Here is a 17,758-nt window from a genome sequence, read left to right on the forward strand (position 1 = left end):
GGGCGATGGTCAAGCGTCAGTGCTTCGACGTGACACCTGTCACCCGGCTCTCCCCGGCCTCGACGAAGTGGGCGGTGCGGGCCGCGCGTCGCAGCACCCGCAGCAGGGGAGCGCCCAGTGCCCCGATCAGCACCGCATTGCTGATCGCGCGCCCGGCATCCCAGGCCATCGCGGTGGCCAGCTTGTAGAGGGCGAAGACGTGCAGGTTGCGCAGCGGCCCGGCCGCCGGGTCGAAGGAGAGCTGGGTGCCGTTGCCCAGGTTGAAGGGCCAGAAGGCGAAGTCCATCACCCAGCCGTAGCCGAAGCCGGCCACGAAGCCGTAGGCCGCCAGCAGGGCCACCTCCGCGGCGCCGCGCAGCCGCGGCAGCAGACCGGCGCCCAGCCCCACGAAGCCCGCGGCGATCATCTGGTAGGGCAGCCAGGGCCCGACGCCGCCGGTGAGCAGCGCGGAGGTGAACAGGGTGGTGGAGCCCAGCACGAAGCCGAAGCCGGGCCCGAAGACCCGCCCGGCCAGGATGATCGGCAGGTAGACCGCCTCCAGGCCACCGGTGCCGGCACCCAACGGCCGCAGCACCGCGCCGACGGCGGTGAGAACGCCCAGCATGGCCAGCGCCTTCACGTCCAGGTCATTGCTGGTCAGCTCGCTGAGCACCACGGCCAGCAGGGCGGGCAGCACCAGTGCGAAGAGCAGCGGGCCCAGCTGGGCCTGGTCCAGGTGGGCCGAGGGCGGCACCAGCAGCGGCCAGGTGAAGGCCAGCAGGCCGGCCAGGGCCACCACCGCCAGCATCAGCCACTGGTGGCCGCGCACCCGCACCGCGTCGGCGCGTCGAGGCTCGGGAGCCTTCATGGCGCCAGCCGCCGCACCTCGGCGGCGGAGAGCAGCGGCGAGGGGCGGAAGACCTTGGCCACCTGCGGCGCGAAGGCCGGTGAGCTGGTGAGCACCTCGCGGGTCGGCCCGTCGGCCACCACGTCGCCGTCGGCCATCACCAGGGTGCGGTCGCAGCAGGCGGCGGCGAACTCGACGTCGTGGGTGCTGAGCAGGATGCAGCGTCCGTCGGCGGCCAGCCGGCGCAGGATGGTGCGCAGCTGCTCCTTCATCTCGTAGTCCAGGCCGCGGGTGGGCTCGTCGAGCAGGATGACGCCCGGCTCGCTGGCCAGCTGGATGGCCAGCACCAGCGCCAGCCGTTGCCCCTCGGACAGGTCACGCGGGTGGCGCTCGGGCGGCAGGTCGGCGCCCAACCCCTGCAGCAGCGCGGCGGTGGTGCCCGCGGGCACACCGGACTCGGCGTCGGCCTGGGCGCACTCCTGCTCGACGCTGTGCAGGTAGAGCAGGTCGGCGGCGCTCTGCGGCACGAGGGTGACCAGGCTGCGGGCGGTGGCCGCGTCCACCGCGCGGGGGTCCCGGCCGCCCACCACCAGCCCACCCGTCGAGGGCAGGGCGCCCTGCATCGCCCACAGCAGCGAGGACTTGCCGGCACCGTTGCGACCCATCAGGGCGGTGATCGTGCCGGGGGCGAAGCCCACCCGAAGGTCGTTGACGGCCAGCACGTCGCCGCGCTGCACCGACAGGCCCTGCAGCTCGACGGCCAGCGCCCCGTCCGGGCCGGGGCGCCAGGGCTCGGGGGCGGGGGCGATGCGCAGTTCTTCGGCGATCACCCGTCGCCGGGCCTCGCGCACGCTCAGCGGCACCTGCTGCCAGTCGAGCCGACGGGCCAGGGCGGCCAGCGGCGGCACCACGTCGCAGCGGCCCAGCAGCTCGCGGGCCGGGCCCAGCTGCACCCCGCCGGTGCCGTCCAGCCAGGCCACCGAGTCGGCGGCCTGCATCACGCGCTCCAGCCGGTGCTCGGCCAGCACCACGGTCATGCCGACGTCGTGCACCAGGGTGGTGATGGCGCCCAGCACGTCCTGGGCCGCGGTGGGATCGAGGGCGCTGGTGGGTTCGTCGAGCACCAGCACGCGCGGCTGGGCGGCGAGCACGGCGGCGATGGCCACCCGCTGCTGCTGGCCGCCGGAGAGCTCGGTGAGCGCGCGGCCGCGCAGGTCGGCGATGTTCATCAGGTCGAGGGTCTCCTCGACGCGCTTGCGCATCGCCGCCGGGCTCAGCCCCAGCTGCTCCATGCCATAGGCCAGCTCGTCCTCGACCCGGTCGGTGACGAAGCTGACCAGCGGGTTCTGTCCCACCCAGCCCACCAGGTCGGCCAGCTCGCGGGGGCGGCAGTCCCGGGTGGAGCGGCCGTCGATGCGGACCTCGCCGGACATCGTGCCGCCGCTGAACCAGGGCACGAGCGCATTGATCGCGCCCAGCAGGGTGGACTTGCCGGTGCCGGTGCGGCCCACCACCAGGCACAGGTCGCCCTCGGGGATGGTGAAGCTGGCCTGGCGCAGCACCGGGTGCGCGGCGTCGGCATAGCTGATCGTGACCTGGTCGAAGCTGATCACAGGCTGTCCTTCGACGGTGCCGGGGTGAGCACGGCGGGCAGCGCCAGGGCCAGGGCGGTGAGCGGCATCAGCGGGTGCAGCTCGGGCCACTGCGGCGGGCTGGTGACCGGTGTCATGGCACCGGGGGCCAGCTGGAGCAGCAGCAGGCTGAGGGCGACGGCGGCCAGGCCGCAGCAGATGGCCCCGGTCTCCGCGGGAAGCCAGGGGTCGGGCCGGTAGTGGCTGATGGCCAGCCGTCGTCCTGAGATGCGCAGGCCGGCCACCACCAGGCCGAGACCCACCAGGATGCCGGCGACGCCGAGCAGCGTGGCGCCGGGGATGCCCAGCACCGCGAAGCTGCCCAGCACCATCAGCATCATGCCGCCCAGCAGGGTGGTGGCGGTGGCGCGGCCCAGCGGTTGCAGCGACAGGGTGCGCCCGTAGCCCCGCGACTCCATGGAGGCGGCCAGCTGCATGGATCGCTCGATGGAGTCCTCCAGCACCGGCACCAGCAGGCCGCGCAGGGCGCCGCGCCCCCGGCTGGTGGAGGCCCGCAGCCGTCGGGCGCGACGGACCCGCTGCCCGGACTCGATCAGCTGCGGCGCCACCGAGAGGGCGATCACCACCGCGGTGGAGATCTGGTGCAGGGCCGGGGGCACCGACTTCAGCGCCCGGCGCGGGTTGGCCAGTGCATTCGCCGCCCCGACGCAGACCAGGATGCCGGCCAGCCGCAGCGTGTCGTTGAGGGTGAAGAGCAGGGCGTCGAGGGTGACCGGGCCGCCGAAGTGCAGGCCGGCCAGCCAGTCCGGCGCGGTCCACGAGGGCAGGGTGAACAGCACGGTGCCGCTGCGCATCCGCCCGATCACCACCTGGAAGAACATCCGCATGGCCAGGATGAAACCTGCCAGCAGCAGGTAGGCGCGCACCGAGCGGGCCCAGGGCGCGCGGGTGCGGCGGGCCAGCACCACGGCCACCACGGCGCCGATGCACAGCAGCAGCATCAGCGGGTTGAGGGTGAGCGAGATGGCGGTGGCGGCGCACAGCGCCCAGCCCCACCAGGCCCACGGGTGCAGGCTGCGTCTGGGCCCGGCGCTCCTGCGGGTCTCCGCGGCCGACTCGGGCCGGGTGCCGGGCCGGCGGTCGCGCGGGTCCAGGGCAGGCTGCGGCCGGCCGGCGTCGACGCGGGGCGCCGTCGCCGGCAGCTCGCGCTCGATGCCGACCAGCCTGCTCATGCTCAGGCCTTGCGACGGCGGGCCAGCACCAGGCCCGCGATGGCGGCCAGGGCCAGCACGGCAACGGTGGTGATGACGCCCCAGGGGGTGCCCTTGCTCTCGCCAGCCGGGGCGGTGGCCTCGGCGGAGGCCGAGGGCGAAGCGGAGGCGTCGGTGGCGGCGGGCAGCGATGCGACGGCCGGCATGCTGCACTCCTTGCCGTAGCACCAGCCCTCGAGGGTGCCGGCGGCCGGGACGCTGTTGTCGGCGCCCTTCTCGCTCATCTTCCAGCCACCGTCCTTGGTGCCGAGCCAGTAGTGCCAGTAGTTGCCGTCGAACTTGGCCGGGCAGGTGGCCGGCTCGCCCTCCATGGCGCAGACGAAGCCCTTGGCGTCCTTGGTGACCTTGACGCCGGCGTCGGTGAGCAGCTGGCTGCCGGTGGCGGCCTTCTCGACGCACCTGTTGACCAGCAGCTCACCCTTGGAGTCCTGGATGGCGAGCCAGACCTTGCCCTGGTCGAGGCAGTCGGTGGCGTCGTTCATCGGGGCGGCCTGGGCGGCCAGCGGGGCGGAGGCCAGGGCGGCGAGGGCCGCGGTGGTGGCGAGGGCGGTGCGCAGGGTCTGCACGAGGGGTCCTTTCGGGTGGGCCCGCGCCTCGAGTGCCAGCGTCGGGAACCACCGGAATGACCGGGCGGTCCTCGGCTCGGCCCGCTCTCCGCGACAGGCATGATGAGTCCGAACCATGCCAGGCATTCCGACTGTGACGGCTGCGGGTCAGTCCCGGACTTGCACCGGGTTCCCCTGGACGTGGTTACCCGCCAGAGACTACTGCAGCCCTGCCGGCCGCTGCACGGTGGGTGCGGCCCCGGTTGCCACGGGCCGACGCACCTCGAGCACCCGGAAGCCCTTGTGCGAAGCCAGTCGGGTGCACTCCCAGCCCTGCTCGCCCAGCCAGCGCTGCAGCGAGTCGGCGCCCAGGTTCTTGCCCACCACCATCACGGCACGGCCCTGCGGGGCCAGCCGCGGCAGCCAGGTGAGCAGCAGCTCGTGCAGCGCCGCCTTGCCGATCCGGATCGGCGGGTTGGACCAGATCTCGTCGTAGCGGACCTCGGGATCGGCCTGCTGGGGCAGCAGCGTCCGCACCCGGTCATCGGCACCGGCACGACGGGCGTTCTCGGCGGTCAGGGCCAGCGCACGTTCGTTCACGTCCACCGCGTCGACGGTGCTGGTGGGGCACTCGGCGGCCAGGGCCACGGCGATCGGACCGTAGCCGCAGCCCAGGTCGAGCAGCCGAGCGCCGTCCTCGGGAGGGGGCAGCTCGTCGAGCATGATCCGGGTGGCGGGGTCCAGCCGGGAACCGGAGAAGACGCCGTTGGCGGTGACCAGGACGTGCTCGCGGCCCCAGATGGTGGCGCGTACCTCGCGACGCTTCTCCTCGCCCTCGGGGGTGGTGAAGTAGTGGCTCATCGCTCCTCCTCGTCCAGGCTGGGTGTCTCGTCCAGGGTGCGCACGGCGCGGGCCAGCTCGGCGCGCTCGGCCAGCCGGTGGTCGGCGGGATAGCCCACCTCCTCCAGGCACAGGCCCTTGGCGGGCATCACCGTGACGCCGTTGTGGCGCTTCGGGCTGGCCATCACCTCGGCCAGCCAGGCCTCGTCGCGGGCCCCGGTGCCCACCGCGGTCATGGCGCCCATCAGGGAGCGCACCATGGAATGGCAGAAGGCGTCGGCGACGACGGTGAACTCCACCACCCCGTCGGCGCGCCGCGCGGCCTGCAGCCCGGTCAGGGTGCGGATGGTGGTGGCCCCGTCGCGGGGCTTGCAGAAGGGCGCGAAGTCGTGCAGGCCCAGCAGCATGGTGGCCGCCGCATTGGCCCGCTCCAGGTCGAGGTGGCCGCGCAGCCCCACCACGTGGCCGCGCAGCAGCGGGTCGGGGATGCTCTCGGTGTCCCACAGCCGGTAGCAGTAGCGGCGCCAGACGGCGGAGAAGCGGGCGTCGAAGCCCTCGGGGGCCTCGCGCACCGACGCGATGACGATGTCGCCGTCTAGCACCCGGGAGAGCCGGTGCTGCAGCCGGGAGGTGTCCACCTCGTCGGCCAGGTCCAGGTGGGCCACCTGGCCGCGGGCGTGCACGCCGGCATCGGTGCGTCCGGCCACGGTGAGCTGCACGGGGGAGGCCAGCCGCAGCACCTGTGTGGTCCAGCGTTCCAGTTCTCCCTGCACGGTGCGCAGCCCCGGCTGGGCGGCCCAGCCGGAGAAGTGGGTGCCGTCATAGGCCAGGTCGAGCCGCCAGCGCCTCATGAGCTCTTCCGGTAGGTCAGGTCGTGGATGGTGCGGCCGGCCGCCAGGCCCTTGCGCTCGTACTTGGTCACCGGGCGCAGCTCCAGGCGGGGCGCCCAGCCGGTGCCCTCGGGGTCCGAGGGGTCGAGGTGCTCATTGGTCAGGCCCTCGGCGACGTCGAGCACCTCGCGCATCCACAGCGCGTAGTCCTCCCAGTCGGTGGCCAGCCGCCAGCGGCCGCCGTCGACCAGCCGGCTGCGCACCAGCTGCGCGAACTCGGGGCTGACCAGGCGACGCTTGTGGTGGCGGCTCTTGTGCCAGGGGTCGGCGAAGAAGAGCCACAGCTCGCTGATGCTGCCCGGTGCGAAGAGTCGCTCCAGACCCTGCTGGCCGTCGGCCATCACGATCCGCACGTTGTCGACGCCCTCGCGCGCCAGCTTGCCGAGGGTGTTCGCGACCGCGGGCTGGAAGACCTCGAAGGCCACCACGTTCGCCTCCGGATGGGCGGCCGCCATGGGCACCAGGGAATCACCCGTGCCGGAGCCGATCTCGACGATCAGCGGGGCCCGTCGCCCGAAGACCTCGTCCCAGTCGATGCTGGCGTCCTCGGCGATGGAGGTCTCGGTCTCGCCCTCGGACACCCGCACCACCCGGCTCTGGTTCCAGGTGGTCCAGGCCTTGAGCTGGGAGTCGTTCATCCGGGCGCTGCGGCGCACGAAGCTCACCACGTCGCGGCGGACGCGACGTTCTCCGGTGCGGCGGTGGGGCTCGAGCGGTGGCGGTGTGGGCACCGGGCAAGCCTACCGGCGACGGGGCTGGGGGCCGTCGCCGCGACGGCTGCGTGACGCCCAGTGGCCCGGGCGGAAATCCGGGTGCGCCGCAGCGGACGGTCTGGCACAGTGGTGGTGACGGCGCCGCCCGCGCCGAGCTCGCGCGAGGACCCCAGCTCCCGCGTCACGGCGAAGGGGAGCAGATCCTCGGGCACCTGGACTTGTCGTTCTCGTCCGACCGTGGTGCCGTGCTGGGGGCGTGCCCGTGGTCGAGGTGAGAGATGACTCGAGACAAGGACTTCAAGGCGCTGGTGCGCTCCCGGATGCGCGAGACCGGCCAGACCTACACCGCTGCGCGGGCCCACCTGGCCGACGAGCAGGAGGCCGGTGGTCGGGGAGGGCCCGGCGGTTCCGGCGCCACCCCGGCCCCGAGCGCCCAGCCGGTGCTGCAGGAGAGCGAGCGCTGGCGCCTGGCCCGGGAGGAGCAGGAACGCGTGGTGGGCCGCTTCGTGGGCGACGGACGCCTGGTGAACTTTCCCGCCCGACGCCGGGCCCGGGCGCACGTGCTGCTCCACCTGGCCGCCCGTTTCGAGCGCGGACGCATCTGGAGCGAGCCCGAGGTGAACCAGCGGTTGGCCGAGGTGGTGGAGGACCACGCCTTCTGGCGTCGCGAGCTGGTGGACTACGGCTACCTGGAGCGCGAGGCGGGCCGCTACTGGCTGGCCCGCCGGCTTCCGGTGCGTCCGGCGCACATGGCGCAGGAGATCCCCGACTGGGAGGCGCTCTGGCTACCGGGGCACCTGGGGCTGGGCGATCCCGCCTGAGGACCGCCCGCGATCAGGCACAGCCCTCGGGGCCGCAGGCCTCGCCCTCGGTGGCCAGCGGCGCCAGCACGGGCTGCTCGTTGGCCTGCTTCTCGCTCCACACCTGCTGCAGGGCCTGGACGAAGGCTTCGGTGGGCTGGGCGCCGGAGATGCCGTAGCGCTGGTCCACCACGTAGAAGGGCACGCCGCTGATCCCCAACGAGCCTGCCGTGGCGACCGACAACTGCACCGCCTCGTCCAGGGAGGCGTCGTCGATGGCCCGGAGGGCCAGCTGCTCCTCCATCCCGCAGGCGACAGCGGCCTCGACGAGCACCTCGTCGTCGCCGATGTCCATCCCCTGCTCGAAGTGGGCGCGCATCAGCCTCTCGTTGAGGCGACCGACCAGTCCGTCGGCCCGGTTCTGCTCGGTGGTCCGCCGGGCTGCCTGCAGCAGGCGGTGGGCGCGTCGGGAGCTGGCGACCACCAGGCTCTCGAAGTCATAGGCCAGCCCCTCCCCGGCGGCCACCTCGGTGACCTGGGCCAGCATCTGCGCCACCTGCTCGACGGGCATCTGCTTGCGCTCGGCCAGGTACTGCGCCTCGCTGCCCTCGTAGCGGGTGGGCAGCTCCGGGTCGAGCAGGAAGGAGTGGTAGTCGACCTCGAGCTGGTCGGCGAAGGGCAGCTGTGCCACGGCGGCGTCGAAGCGACGCTTGCCGATCAGGCACCAGGGGCAGGCGATGTCGGACCAGATGTCGATCTGCAGGGTCATGGCGTCGAGGCTAACGCGGCTTTGAACGTGCTACCCGCCAAGGCTGCCCGGCGCCTGATCGCGCAGGGCGAAATGGCTTGCCGCGCTGCCGCAGCCCTTGCAGTGTGGAGCCCATGGCTGACAACGAGAACGTGACCGTCTCCCGCGTCATCGACGCCCCGGCGAAGGACATCTACGAATTCCTGACCCTGCCCCGCAACCACGTGGCACTCGACGGCTCGGACATGGTGCGTGGCGCCGTGAACGGCGACCAGCGGCTGTCCGCGGTGGGCGACGTCTTCACCATGGACATGTACGCCGACAGCCAGGGTGGTGACTACCAGCGCGACAACCACGTCAGCGGCCTGGTGGAGAACAAGGTGGTGGCTTGGAAGCCGGCCAAACCGGGGGAGCAGCCCGGTGGCTGGGAGTGGGTCTACACCCTCGAGCCGCAGGGCTCCGAGGCCACCGAGGTCACCCTCAGCTATGACTGGAGCGAGGTCACCGATGCCAAGCTCAAGGCGCGCTTCCCGATGATCCCGAAGGAGGCCCTCGAGGCCTCGCTGGGGAACCTGGCCCAGGCGGTCTCGGAGAAGTGACCCCACGGACCCGGGTCCTCGGACCCGGCGTCGGTGTGGTGGGCATCACCTGGGTGCCTCCGGATGATGACCGCCACACCGACATCTGAAGAACAGCCAGTTTCCACTGGCTTGGGTACAACGCGGCAGGGCCCCGCACCCCTTGGGGTGTGGGGCCCTGCTGAATACTACGCCCTGTCGAGCAGTTTCTGCGCCAGCTGCGGCGGCACCAGCTCGTAGCCGTGCGGGCTACGACGGAAGGAGCCGCTGCCCCGGGCCAGGCCACGCAGGTCCACGGCATAGCGTTCCAGCTCGGCCACCGGGACCAGGGCCCGCAGGATCGACTGGCCGGCGCCGTCGGTGTCGGTGCCCAGCACCTGGCCCCGCCGGTTCGACAGGTCGGTCATCACCGCGCCCAGGTACTCGTCGGCCACCCGAACCTCCACCTCGTCGACGGGTTCCAGCAGGGCGACGTTCTGCTCGGTGGCCGCCTCCTTGAGCGCCTGCGCTCCGGCGGACTGGAAGGCCATGTCGGAGGAGTCCACCGAGTGCGCCTTGCCGTCGTGGAGGGTGACCTGCACGTCGACCATCGGGAAGCCGTAGACCGTGCCGCGCTCCATCTGGGCCCGCACGCCCTTCTCCACCGAGGGGATGAACTGGCGGGGCACCGCGCCGCCCACCACCTTGTCCACGAAGGCGAAGCCCGCGCCCCGCTCCCGGGGCGCGATCTCGATGTCGCAGACCGCGTACTGGCCGTGCCCGCCGGACTGCTTGACATGGCGGCCGTGGGCCTTCGCCGGCGCGATGAAGGTCTCGCGCATCGCCACCTTCACCGGCTCGGTGGTCACCTTCACTCCGTAGCGGTCGTTCAGCCGGCCCAGCAGCAGGTCGGTGTGCGCGGTGCCCATCGTCCACAGCAGTTCCTGGTCGGCCTCCACGGTGCGCTCCAGGCGCACCGTGGTGTCCTCGACCACCAACCGGGCCAGCGCCCCGGCGAGCTTGTCCTCGTCATTGCGGGTGGCGGGCTTCAGCGCGGTGGGCAGCAGCGGTTCGGGCTGCATCCAGGGCTCCACCAGAGCGGGGGAGTCCTTCGCGCTGAGCGTGTCGGAGGTCTCGGCGTGCGAGAGCTTGGCCACCAGCACGATGTCACCGGAGATGGCGACGTCCTTGGTCTTCAGCTCCAGGCCCACCGGGAAGGCCAGCGGGCCGATCTTCTCGTCCTCCTCGTGGCCCGGGTGGTGGGCGTCCTCGGTGCCGGTGAAGACCTCGCGGTGCCCGGCGACGTGCACCACGTCGTCGGTGCGCAGCGTGCCGGAGTAGATCCGCACCATGGACTGCCGGCCGGCATAGGGGTCGGAGGTGGTGCGGATCACCTGGGCCACCAGCGGGCCGTCGGGATCGCAGCCGATCTCCACCAGGTCGGTGCCGTCCACGGTGGTGATGGTGGGCATCGCCTTCTCCGCCGGGGTGGGGAAGCCGTTCTCCACCAGCCGCAGCAGTTCCTCGGTGCCCACCGCATTGGAGACCTGCACCGGGATCACCGGGAACAGGGTGGCGCGGCTCATCGAGACCAGCAGGTCGCGGCGCACCTGGTCGACGGCCAGCTCCTCGCCCTCGAGGTAGCGCTCCATCAGCGAGTCGTCCTCGCTCTCGGTGATCACGCCCTCCAGGAAGTCACCCCGGTAGGCGGCGATCTGCTCGGCCTCCTCCTGGCTGGCCGGGCGGGTGCTGCTCTGGCCGCCGCAGTACTCGTGCACGTTCTGGGTGACCAGCGACATGTTGCCGACGATCTCCCCACCACCGTCGGTCAACGGCAGGTAGGCGGGCACGATGCCCTCGCCGAGCACCTGACGGCACTGCTCGACGGCACTGGTGTAGTCGCCGCGCTCCACGTCGAGCTTGGTGACCACGATGGCGCAGGGCATCTTCACGGCCTTGCACTCGCGCCACAGCGCGGCGGTGGCGTTGTCGACGCCGTCGGCGGCCGAGACCACGAAGAGGGCGGCGTCGGCGGCGCGCAGGCCGGCGCGCAGCTCGCCGACGAAGTCGGGATGGCCGGGGGCGTCGAGCAGGTTGATCACCACGTCGCCGCTGGAGACCGACGCGAGGGTGAGGGCGGCGGCACGCTCGGTGTCGTCCTTGGCGGGCCGGTGCCCCGGGATCCGGGCGGCCAGCAGGTTGTCGAACAGTGTGGTCTTGCCCGACCCGGACGACCCGACCAGGACCACATTGCGTAGGTCGACGGGGCTGGAGACCTTGTTTGCGGAAGCGCTCACCTTTGAACTCATGGCAAAACATTGCTCCCCTGTGAGCCCTCCGACAAGGGCAGATGGTTGTGGGGAATGCCACAGCCACGGTCAGCCCGGCAGCAGCGCTGCCTCCAGCTCGCCGAGCGCCAGGCTCCCCGGCGCCAGCACCCGGCAGCCCCAGCCGAGCAGCACCCCGGGGCGCAGGCGGCCCAGCAGGCGCTGGTCGCGTCGCCCGGTCACCGGGTGGTGGTCGATCACCAGGCAGCGCTCCAGTGGGGCCTCCACGTGCAGCACCACGGGCCCGAGCCGCAGCCGCATCCCCGGCTCCGGACGGATCGGCTCGGCACGGTCGTCGAGCACGATGTTGGGCCGGTAGCGGTCGGTGTCCAGCGGCAGGTCGTCGAGCTCGGAGCGCAGCAGCAGGCTCACCGGGGAGGACCAGATGAATCCCCGGCGCCCCGTGGTGCGGGCCAGCAGCAGCTCCTGGCCGGCGGCCTCGGAGAGCCTGCGCGCCACCTCGCCGCCGTGCACCAGCGCGCTGAAGCGACGGTCGTAGTACAGGACGGTGCGCTCCCGGCCGTCGAGCAGCAGGTCGTCCGGCCCGGGCAGCTCCGTGGGCTCCACCCGCAGACCGGCCAGCCAGGGCAGGTCGGTGGCGCGGACGCAGCGCAGGTCAGGGGTGACCGGGGACCAGAGCCGGTCACCCTCGATGCCGTCGCCGTCCAGCTCCAGGCGCTCGGCCGACAACCAGCTGGTGCCCTTCACAGGGCTCCAGCCCAGCCGCTCGACGCTGGTCACCGGGCCCACCGGACCTCCTCGTCGCCGTGGGCCAGCTGGTCCACCAGCTCGCAGAACATCATGTTGGCCCAGCTGAACCATGCCCGGGTGAAGTCGGCCGGGTCGTCGACGTGGAAGGACTCGTGCATCATCCCGGTGTCCGCGGTGGTGGCGGCCAGCAGCCGGGCGAGCCCGACGGCCTCCTCGCGCGAGGTGGCGGTCAGGCCCTGGACCGCCAGCGCGATCGGCCAGACGCGGGCGCCCGGGGTGTGCGGGCTGGAGATGCCGCTCGCTGCCCGGCCCCGGTGCCACCAGGGATTGGCGCCGCTCAGCACCCGCGCCCGGGTGGCCAGGTAGTCACGGTCCTGGCGGTCGACCCCGGCGGTCAGCGGCAGACCCAGCAGGCTCGGCAGGTTGGCGTCGTCGGCGGCCAGGCTGCCGCCCAGGCCGTCCACCTCGTAGTACCAGCCGCCCTCGGGGTGGTGGGCGTGGGCCGCCACGCCGGCGCGGATCTCCTCGGCCAGGCGCTCGCAGCGCAGTGCCAGCGGCTCGTCGGCCCAGACCTCGCGAGCCAGCTCGGCGGCCAGGTGCAGGCTGTGCGCGGCGGTGAGATTGCCGGGCACGTTGTAGCCGAAGGTGCAGGCATCGTCGCTGGGCCGAAAGCCCTGCCAGGTCATCCCGGTGCGCGCCACCGGGGCACCCCGGCCGCGGCGCGGGAGGCTCTCGGAGGCCTGGCGCCGCAGCACCGCGTCCAGCCGGACGAAGCGGTAGTCGGAGGACTCGTGGTCCTGCTCCAGGCGCCACAGCTCCACGACCCGGTCGAGGCCGGTCCGCACCTCGGAGCCGAGGTGGTCGGGCTGTCCGGTGGCCCGCCAGAGCTGGTGGGCGAGCTGGATCGGCAGCGCGAGCGAGTCCAGCTCGTACTTGCGCTCCCAGATCCACGGGTCGGCGCCCAGCCGCCAGACGTGGTCGTCCAGCAGGTGGTGGGTGCCGCCCACCGGCCCACGGTTGAAGGCATTCGCGCGCCGGTCGTGGCCCAGCAGGTGCCACTGCATCCGCACCACGCCGCGCAGCATCCCGGCCACCTCGGTGCTGTGGGCGGCCAGCGCCAGCCAGGGGCGCATCTGGGCCGAGGAGTCGCGCAGCCACATCGCCGGGATGTCGCCGGTGACGACGAAGACGCCGTCGCGGCCGGGGCGCAGGGTGCGCGTCCAGGTGTCGCCCATCAGATCGCGGTAGAGCCTTCCCATCCCGTGGCCGAGCGCGGTCTCGACGGCCTCACCTCGCTGCTCCAGCAGTGCGCGCACCGGTTCGGGCAGCGGCAGGGGCTCGGGCGGGCGACGGCTGCCGGGGCGCAGCAGGGCGGGCACCAGCGTGCCGGGGCGGGGCAGGGGCATGGGCCAAGGCTAGTTCGCCCTCGGCGTGGAGGCTGCCCACGGCTGGCGGCGATGTCGGCGGCAGGCGCTAGGTTGGTGAGCACCCCCGCACGCAACCCCTCAGGAGATCCCTGTGCCTCTGTCCTTCGATGTCTGGGCCCCCACCCCCGAACGCGTCGAGCTGGTGGTCGACGGCCAGACCGTCGAGCTGCAGCGCGCCGAGGAGGGCTGGTGGCGCCTCGGCGACGAGCACGCCGACCTGGCGGTGGACGGGGCACGCTACGGCTACCGGCTGGACGGCTCCGAGCAGGTCTACCCGGATCCGCGCTCGCGCTGGCAGCCCGACGGCGTGCACGGCCTGAGCCAGGCCTACGACCCGGCCGGCTACAACTGGGCCGACGGCGACTGGACCGGCCGCCAGCTGGCCGGCCACTCCATCTACGAGCTGCACGTGGGTACCTTCACCGAGCAGGGCACCCTGGTGGCGGCCATCGAGCGGCTGGACCACATCGCCGAGATGGGCTTCGACTTCGTCGAGCTGATGCCGGTCAATGCCTTCAACGGCGTCCACGGCTGGGGCTACGACGGCGTCTGCTGGTACGCGGTGCACGATCCCTACGGCGGTCCGCGCGCCTACCAGCGCTTCGTCGACGCCTGTCACCAGCGTGGCCTGGGCGTGGTCCAGGACGTCGTGTACAACCACCTGGGCCCCAGCGGCAACTACCTGCCGCTCTTCGGCCCCTACCTGGACGAGAGCGTCAGCACCCCCTGGGGCGGCGCGATCAACCTCACCAAGCAGGACTCGGACCACGTGCGGCGCTACATCATCGACAACGCCCTGATGTGGCTGCAGGACTTCCACGTCGACGGGCTGCGGCTCGACGCGGTGCATGCCCTGATCGACACCTCCGCGATCCACCTGCTGGAGGAGCTGTCGGTGGAGGTGGGTGCGCTGAGCGCCTTCCTGGGCCGCCCGCTCTCGCTGATCGCGGAGAGCGACCTGAACGACCCGCGGATGATCACTCCGCGCGAGGCCGGCGGCTACGGTCTGGACGGGCAGTGGAGCGACGACTTCCACCACGCCCTGCTGGCCAATGTCACCGGTGTCGATTCCGGCTACTACGCCGACTTCGCCAGCCTCGACGCGCTGGGCAAGGTGCTGGAGAACGGCTTCTTCCACGACGGCACCAAGTCGAGCTTCCGGGGCCGGCGCCACGGGCGACGGCTGGACACCCCCACCCTGCCCACCTGGCGGCTGGTGGTCTGCAGCGACAACCACGACCAGATCGGCAATCGCGCCGACGGGGCCCGGCTGGCCGCCATGTGCTCCACCCGGCAGCTGCAGATCTGCGCCCTGCTCACCCTGCTCAGCCCCTACACCCCGATGGTCTTCATGGGGGAGGAGTGGGGTGCCTCGACCCCCTTCCGCTTCTTCAGCTCCCATCCCGAGCCGGAGCTGGCCGAGGCGGTCAGCAAGGGCCGGCTGGAGGAGTTCGCCAAGATGGACTGGGATCTGTCCACCATCGTGGACCCGCAGTCGGAGGAGGCCTGGCGCAGTTCGGTGCTGGACTGGGGCGAGGTGGACGGCGACGTGCACCGCGAGATCGCCCAGACCTATCGCGAGGCGCTGGCCCTGCGCCGCACCTATCCCGACCTCACCGACCCCCGCTTCGAGTGGGTGCAGACGCTCTTCGACCCGGACTCGCACTGGTTCCAGCTGGACCGCGGCGAGACCATGAGCGTGGTGGTCAACTTCGACGCGGACCCGGTGGAGATCGAGCTGGAGGACTCCTCCGAGGTGCTGCTGCGCGTCGGCGACGTGCAGATCGTCGAGGGAAAGGTGCTGCTGGGCGCCTACTCGGGTGCGGTGCTGCACCTGACCCGTGATGCCCTGGTGGGACGCTCCTGACCAGCGCCGTCGATTCCGGCACCGGCTCGTTTTGACCCGTGCCGGGGCCGCGGGGTAGCCTGAGTCGCTGTTGCGCCTTGGAATGGTCGTGGCGAGGAATCGCCGACCGTGACTGCGCTGCCCAACTGTTCAGCAATCTAACGGAAGATGGTCTGCGACCCGTGTCTACGTACAGCCCGAAGCCTGGCGAGATCACCAGGAATTGGCATGTGATCGATGCCGAGAACGTCGTCCTCGGACGCCTCGCGGTGACTGCCGCCACCCTGCTGCGCGGCAAGCACAAGGCCACGTTCGCCCCCCACGTCGACGGCGGTGACTTCGTGGTCATCATCAACGCCTCGAAGATCGCGGTGACCGGCAACAAGCGCACCGACTCGATGCGCTACCGCCACTCCGGCCGTCCCGGTGGCCTGACCGCCACCCCGATCGGCGAGCTGCTCGACAAGGACCCGCGCAAGGCCGTCGAGCTGGCTGTCTGGGGCATGCTGCCCAAGAACAAGCTGAGCCGTCAGCTGATGAGCAAGCTCAAGGTCTACGCAGGCCCGGAGCACCCCCACGCCGCGCAGAAGCCGCAGGTGTACGAGATCACCCAGATCGCCCAGTGACGATCGAAACCGTGAGCCAAGGAACAATTGTGTCTGAGACCGTAGAGACGACTGACGAGAACCTCGAGACCGAGGTCACCCCGTTCACCGACGAGAACGATCGCGAGATCGCCTACCGCACGGATTCGAACCCGACCCCGGCCACCAACCCCTCGGGTCGCGCCGCGGTGATCGCCGCCGGCGGTGCCACCGGTCGTCGCAAGGAGGCCGTCGCCCGCGTCCGCCTGGTGCCCGGCAGCGGCCAGTTCTCGATCAACGGTGGACGCAGCCTCGAGGACTACTTCCCGAACAAGGTTCACCAGCAGATCGTCAACGAGCCCTTCGTGACCGCCGGTGTCGCCGACTCCTATGACGTGATCGTGCGCATCAACGGTGGCGGCATCACCGGCCAGGCCGGTGCCCTGCGCCTGGGCATCGCCCGTGCGCTGAACGCCATCGACGAAGAGGCCAGCCGTCCCGCCCTGAAGAAGGCCGGCATGCTGAGCCGCGACGCCCGCATCAAGGAGCGCAAGAAGGCCGGTCTCAAGAAGGCCCGCAAGGCCCCGCAGTACAGCAAGCGTTGATCCTGCGCTGCACCAGCAGCACGGCTCGCGAAGGCCGCCATCCCATCGGGGTGGCGGCCTTCCGCTTGTCCGGATCCGGCCCGTGCGGGCGGTAGGCTCGTGTCCCATGGCTCGACTTTTTGGCACCGACGGCGTGCGCGGACTGGCAAACAAGGACCTGACGGCCGAACTGGCCCTGGACCTCTCGGTGGGCGCGGCCCACGTCCTGGGCGAGGCGGGCGTCTTCGGCGCCAAGCGCCCCACCGCCCTGGTGGCCCGTGACCCGCGCGCCTCGGGTGAATTCCTGGAGGCCGCCGTGGTGGCCGGCCTGGCCAGCGCCGGCGTCGACGTGGTGCGGGTGGGCGTCGTGCCCACCCCCGGCGCCGCCTTCCTGGTCAACGACGGCAACTACGACCTGGGCGTCATGCTCTCGGCCTCCCACAACCCGATGCCCGACAACGGCATCAAGTTCTTCTCCCGCGGCGGCGTGAAGCTGGACGACACCCTGGAGGACGCGATCGAGGAGCGGATGGGCGAGGAGTGGGAGCGTCCCACCGGCGCCGCTGTGGGTCGCGTCACCGACGACCACGGGGCCGTCGAGGCCTATGTCGCCCACCTGGTGCGCAGCCTCGGCAGCGAGGGCAGCCTGGAGGGGCTGAAGGTGGTCCTGGACTGCGCCAACGGCGCCTCCTCCATGACCGCCGTGGCGGCCTTCGAGACCCAAGGTGCCGAGGTGGTGGCGATCCACAACACCCCGGACGGCGAGAACATCAACCGCGACTGCGGCTCCACCCACATGGGCGACCTGCAGGCCAAGGTGGTTGAGGTGGGCGCTGACCTGGGCCTGGCCTTCGACGGCGACGCCGACCGCTGCCTGGCCTGTGACGCCGAGGGGACGCTGATCGATGGCGACCAGATCCTGGCGATCCTGGCGCTGGCGCTCAAGGAGGACGGCAAGCTGCACTCCGACACCGTGGTGGCCACCATCATGAGCAACCTCGGCTTCGTCAACGCCATGCGTGAGAACGGCATCCGCGTCGACCAGACCAAGGTGGGCGACCGCTACGTGCTGGAGAGCATGAATGCCAACGGCTTCACCCTGGGCGGCGAGCAGTCCGGCCACGTCATCATGAGCGAGTTCGCCACCACCGGCGACGGCGTGCTCACCGGCCTGCACATCGCTGCGCGGATGGTGCAGACCGGCAAGAGCCTCAGGGAGCTGGGCGCCGTGATGACCCGCCTGCCGCAGACCATGATCAACGTCAAGGACGTCGACAAGCTGCGTGCCGGCATCGACCCGCAGATCCAGTCGGCGGTCAGCGCCGCCAACAAGGAGCTGGGCACCACCGGCCGCGTCGTGCTGCGTCCCTCGGGCACCGAGCCCGTGGTCCGCGTCATGGTGGAGGCCGAGACCATGGAGCGCGCCCAGCAGGTCTGCGAGGAACTCGCGGACGTCGTCAAGGAGCGCGTCAGTCTCTGAACCCTTCCCGGCCCGGC

17 protein-coding genes and 1 riboswitch are annotated in these 17,758 nt (G+C 71.8%); of the genes, 6 read left to right on the plus strand and 11 right to left on the minus strand.

All coding sequences use genetic code 11. The annotated features are described in order from the left end of the window. Window positions 1-16 precede the first annotated feature (16 nt). From ABD073_RS01405 to trmB, 7 genes are all read right to left on the minus strand, one after another. Window positions 17-847: an ECF transporter S component family protein gene (locus ABD073_RS01405; protein WP_343871921.1), complete on the minus strand. Its 831-nt coding sequence runs from the start codon at window positions 845-847 to the stop codon at window positions 17-19. After that, window positions 844-2,439, minus strand: a complete 1,596-nt coding sequence (locus tag ABD073_RS01410; RefSeq protein WP_343871922.1) for an ABC transporter ATP-binding protein — start codon at window positions 2,437-2,439, stop codon at window positions 844-846. The genes ABD073_RS01405 and ABD073_RS01410 overlap by 4 nt, the downstream gene beginning before the upstream one ends. Beyond that, the gene (locus tag ABD073_RS01415) at window positions 2,436-3,650 is read right to left on the minus strand and encodes an energy-coupling factor transporter transmembrane component T (protein ID WP_343871923.1); all 1,215 of its coding nucleotides are present in this window, start codon (window positions 3,648-3,650) and stop codon (window positions 2,436-2,438) included. Before ABD073_RS01415 ends, ABD073_RS01410 begins: the two co-directional genes overlap by 4 nt. 2 nt (window positions 3,651-3,652) lie before the next feature. Further along, complete coding sequence (locus ABD073_RS01420; protein WP_343871924.1) at window positions 3,653-4,255, minus strand: hypothetical protein; 603 nt, start codon at window positions 4,253-4,255, stop codon at window positions 3,653-3,655. Window positions 4,256-4,367: 112 nt separating this feature from the next. Next, a riboswitch (adenosylcobalamin-variant (AdoCbl-variant) riboswitch) is annotated at window positions 4,368-4,440 on the minus strand. 13 nt (window positions 4,441-4,453) lie between these two features. Then, window positions 4,454-5,095 carry a class I SAM-dependent methyltransferase gene (locus ABD073_RS01425; RefSeq protein WP_343871925.1) on the minus strand — a complete coding sequence of 214 codons (642 nt, stop codon included), beginning with the start codon at window positions 5,093-5,095 and terminating at the stop codon, window positions 4,454-4,456. Continuing rightward, entirely contained in the window at window positions 5,092-5,925 is an 834-nt protein-coding gene (truA, locus tag ABD073_RS01430) for a tRNA pseudouridine(38-40) synthase TruA (protein ID WP_343871927.1), read from the minus strand. The genes ABD073_RS01425 and truA overlap by 4 nt, the downstream gene beginning before the upstream one ends. Continuing rightward, the gene (gene trmB / locus ABD073_RS01435; protein ID WP_343871928.1) at window positions 5,922-6,695 is read right to left on the minus strand and encodes a tRNA (guanosine(46)-N7)-methyltransferase TrmB; all 774 of its coding nucleotides are present in this window, start codon (window positions 6,693-6,695) and stop codon (window positions 5,922-5,924) included. Before trmB ends, truA begins: the two co-directional genes overlap by 4 nt. A gap of 260 nt (window positions 6,696-6,955) precedes the next feature. Here trmB and ABD073_RS01440 point away from each other — a divergent pair, with 260 nt between their 5' ends. Beyond that, the gene (locus tag ABD073_RS01440) at window positions 6,956-7,498 is read left to right on the plus strand and encodes a DUF2087 domain-containing protein (protein WP_343871929.1); all 543 of its coding nucleotides are present in this window, start codon (window positions 6,956-6,958) and stop codon (window positions 7,496-7,498) included. Window positions 7,499-7,511: 13 nt separating this feature from the next. Here the strand turns inward: ABD073_RS01440 and ABD073_RS01445 are convergent, their stop codons facing one another. Continuing rightward, window positions 7,512-8,246 (minus strand): DsbA family oxidoreductase, encoded by a 735-nt coding sequence (locus ABD073_RS01445; RefSeq protein WP_343871930.1) that lies wholly within the window; start codon window positions 8,244-8,246, stop codon window positions 7,512-7,514. Window positions 8,247-8,359: 113 nt separating this feature from the next. Between ABD073_RS01445 and ABD073_RS01450 the strand changes: the two genes are divergently transcribed. Continuing rightward, window positions 8,360-8,824, plus strand: coding sequence for an SRPBCC family protein (locus tag ABD073_RS01450; RefSeq protein WP_343871931.1), 465 nt, complete (start codon window positions 8,360-8,362; stop codon window positions 8,822-8,824). A 167-nt stretch (window positions 8,825-8,991) separates the two neighbouring features. Here ABD073_RS01450 and ABD073_RS01455 read toward each other — a convergent pair whose 3' ends face one another. The 3 genes from ABD073_RS01455 to ABD073_RS01465 form a co-directional block, all read right to left on the minus strand. After that, complete coding sequence (locus ABD073_RS01455; protein WP_343871932.1) at window positions 8,992-11,079, minus strand: elongation factor G-like protein EF-G2; 2,088 nt, start codon at window positions 11,077-11,079, stop codon at window positions 8,992-8,994. Between the two features lie 81 nt (window positions 11,080-11,160). Then, window positions 11,161-11,859, minus strand: coding sequence for an MOSC domain-containing protein (locus ABD073_RS01460; protein ID WP_343871933.1), 699 nt, complete (start codon window positions 11,857-11,859; stop codon window positions 11,161-11,163). Continuing rightward, window positions 11,847-13,226 (minus strand): glycoside hydrolase family 125 protein, encoded by a 1,380-nt coding sequence (locus ABD073_RS01465; protein WP_343871934.1) that lies wholly within the window; start codon window positions 13,224-13,226, stop codon window positions 11,847-11,849. The genes ABD073_RS01460 and ABD073_RS01465 overlap by 13 nt, the downstream gene beginning before the upstream one ends. A 112-nt stretch (window positions 13,227-13,338) precedes the next feature. Between ABD073_RS01465 and treZ the strand changes: the two genes are divergently transcribed. From treZ to glmM, 4 genes are all read left to right on the plus strand, one after another. Continuing rightward, complete coding sequence (treZ, locus tag ABD073_RS01470) at window positions 13,339-15,114, plus strand: malto-oligosyltrehalose trehalohydrolase (RefSeq protein WP_343871935.1); 1,776 nt, start codon at window positions 13,339-13,341, stop codon at window positions 15,112-15,114. A gap of 161 nt (window positions 15,115-15,275) precedes the next feature. Then, window positions 15,276-15,719, plus strand: a complete 444-nt coding sequence (rplM, locus tag ABD073_RS01475) for a 50S ribosomal protein L13 (protein ID WP_343871936.1) — start codon at window positions 15,276-15,278, stop codon at window positions 15,717-15,719. 29 nt (window positions 15,720-15,748) lie between these two features. After that, window positions 15,749-16,282, plus strand: coding sequence for a 30S ribosomal protein S9 (gene rpsI / locus ABD073_RS01480; protein WP_343871937.1), 534 nt, complete (start codon window positions 15,749-15,751; stop codon window positions 16,280-16,282). A gap of 106 nt (window positions 16,283-16,388) precedes the next feature. Then, the gene (gene glmM / locus ABD073_RS01485) at window positions 16,389-17,741 is read left to right on the plus strand and encodes a phosphoglucosamine mutase (RefSeq protein WP_343871939.1); all 1,353 of its coding nucleotides are present in this window, start codon (window positions 16,389-16,391) and stop codon (window positions 17,739-17,741) included. The last annotated feature ends 17 nt before the right edge of the window (window positions 17,742-17,758 follow it).

This window comes from Luteococcus peritonei (assembly GCF_039526385.1).
GTDB classification, from domain to species: domain Bacteria; phylum Actinomycetota; class Actinomycetes; order Propionibacteriales; family Propionibacteriaceae; genus Luteococcus; species Luteococcus peritonei.

Coding starts and splice junctions, on each gene's coding strand:
- ABD073_RS01405 (WP_343871921.1), bottom strand. CDS start 847: ATGAAGGCTCCCGAGCCTCGACGCGCCGACGCGGTGCGGGTGCGCGGC.
- ABD073_RS01415 (WP_343871923.1), bottom strand. CDS start 3,650: ATGAGCAGGCTGGTCGGCATCGAGCGCGAGCTGCCGGCGACGGCGCCC.
- ABD073_RS01425 (WP_343871925.1), bottom strand. CDS start 5,095: ATGAGCCACTACTTCACCACCCCCGAGGGCGAGGAGAAGCGTCGCGAG.
- truA (WP_343871927.1), bottom strand. CDS start 5,925: ATGAGGCGCTGGCGGCTCGACCTGGCCTATGACGGCACCCACTTCTCC.
- ABD073_RS01440 (WP_343871929.1), top strand. CDS start 6,956: ATGACTCGAGACAAGGACTTCAAGGCGCTGGTGCGCTCCCGGATGCGC.
- ABD073_RS01445 (WP_343871930.1), bottom strand. CDS start 8,246: ATGACCCTGCAGATCGACATCTGGTCCGACATCGCCTGCCCCTGGTGC.
- ABD073_RS01450 (WP_343871931.1), top strand. CDS start 8,360: ATGGCTGACAACGAGAACGTGACCGTCTCCCGCGTCATCGACGCCCCG.
- ABD073_RS01465 (WP_343871934.1), bottom strand. CDS start 13,226: ATGCCCCTGCCCCGCCCCGGCACGCTGGTGCCCGCCCTGCTGCGCCCC.
- glmM (WP_343871939.1), top strand. CDS start 16,389: ATGGCTCGACTTTTTGGCACCGACGGCGTGCGCGGACTGGCAAACAAG.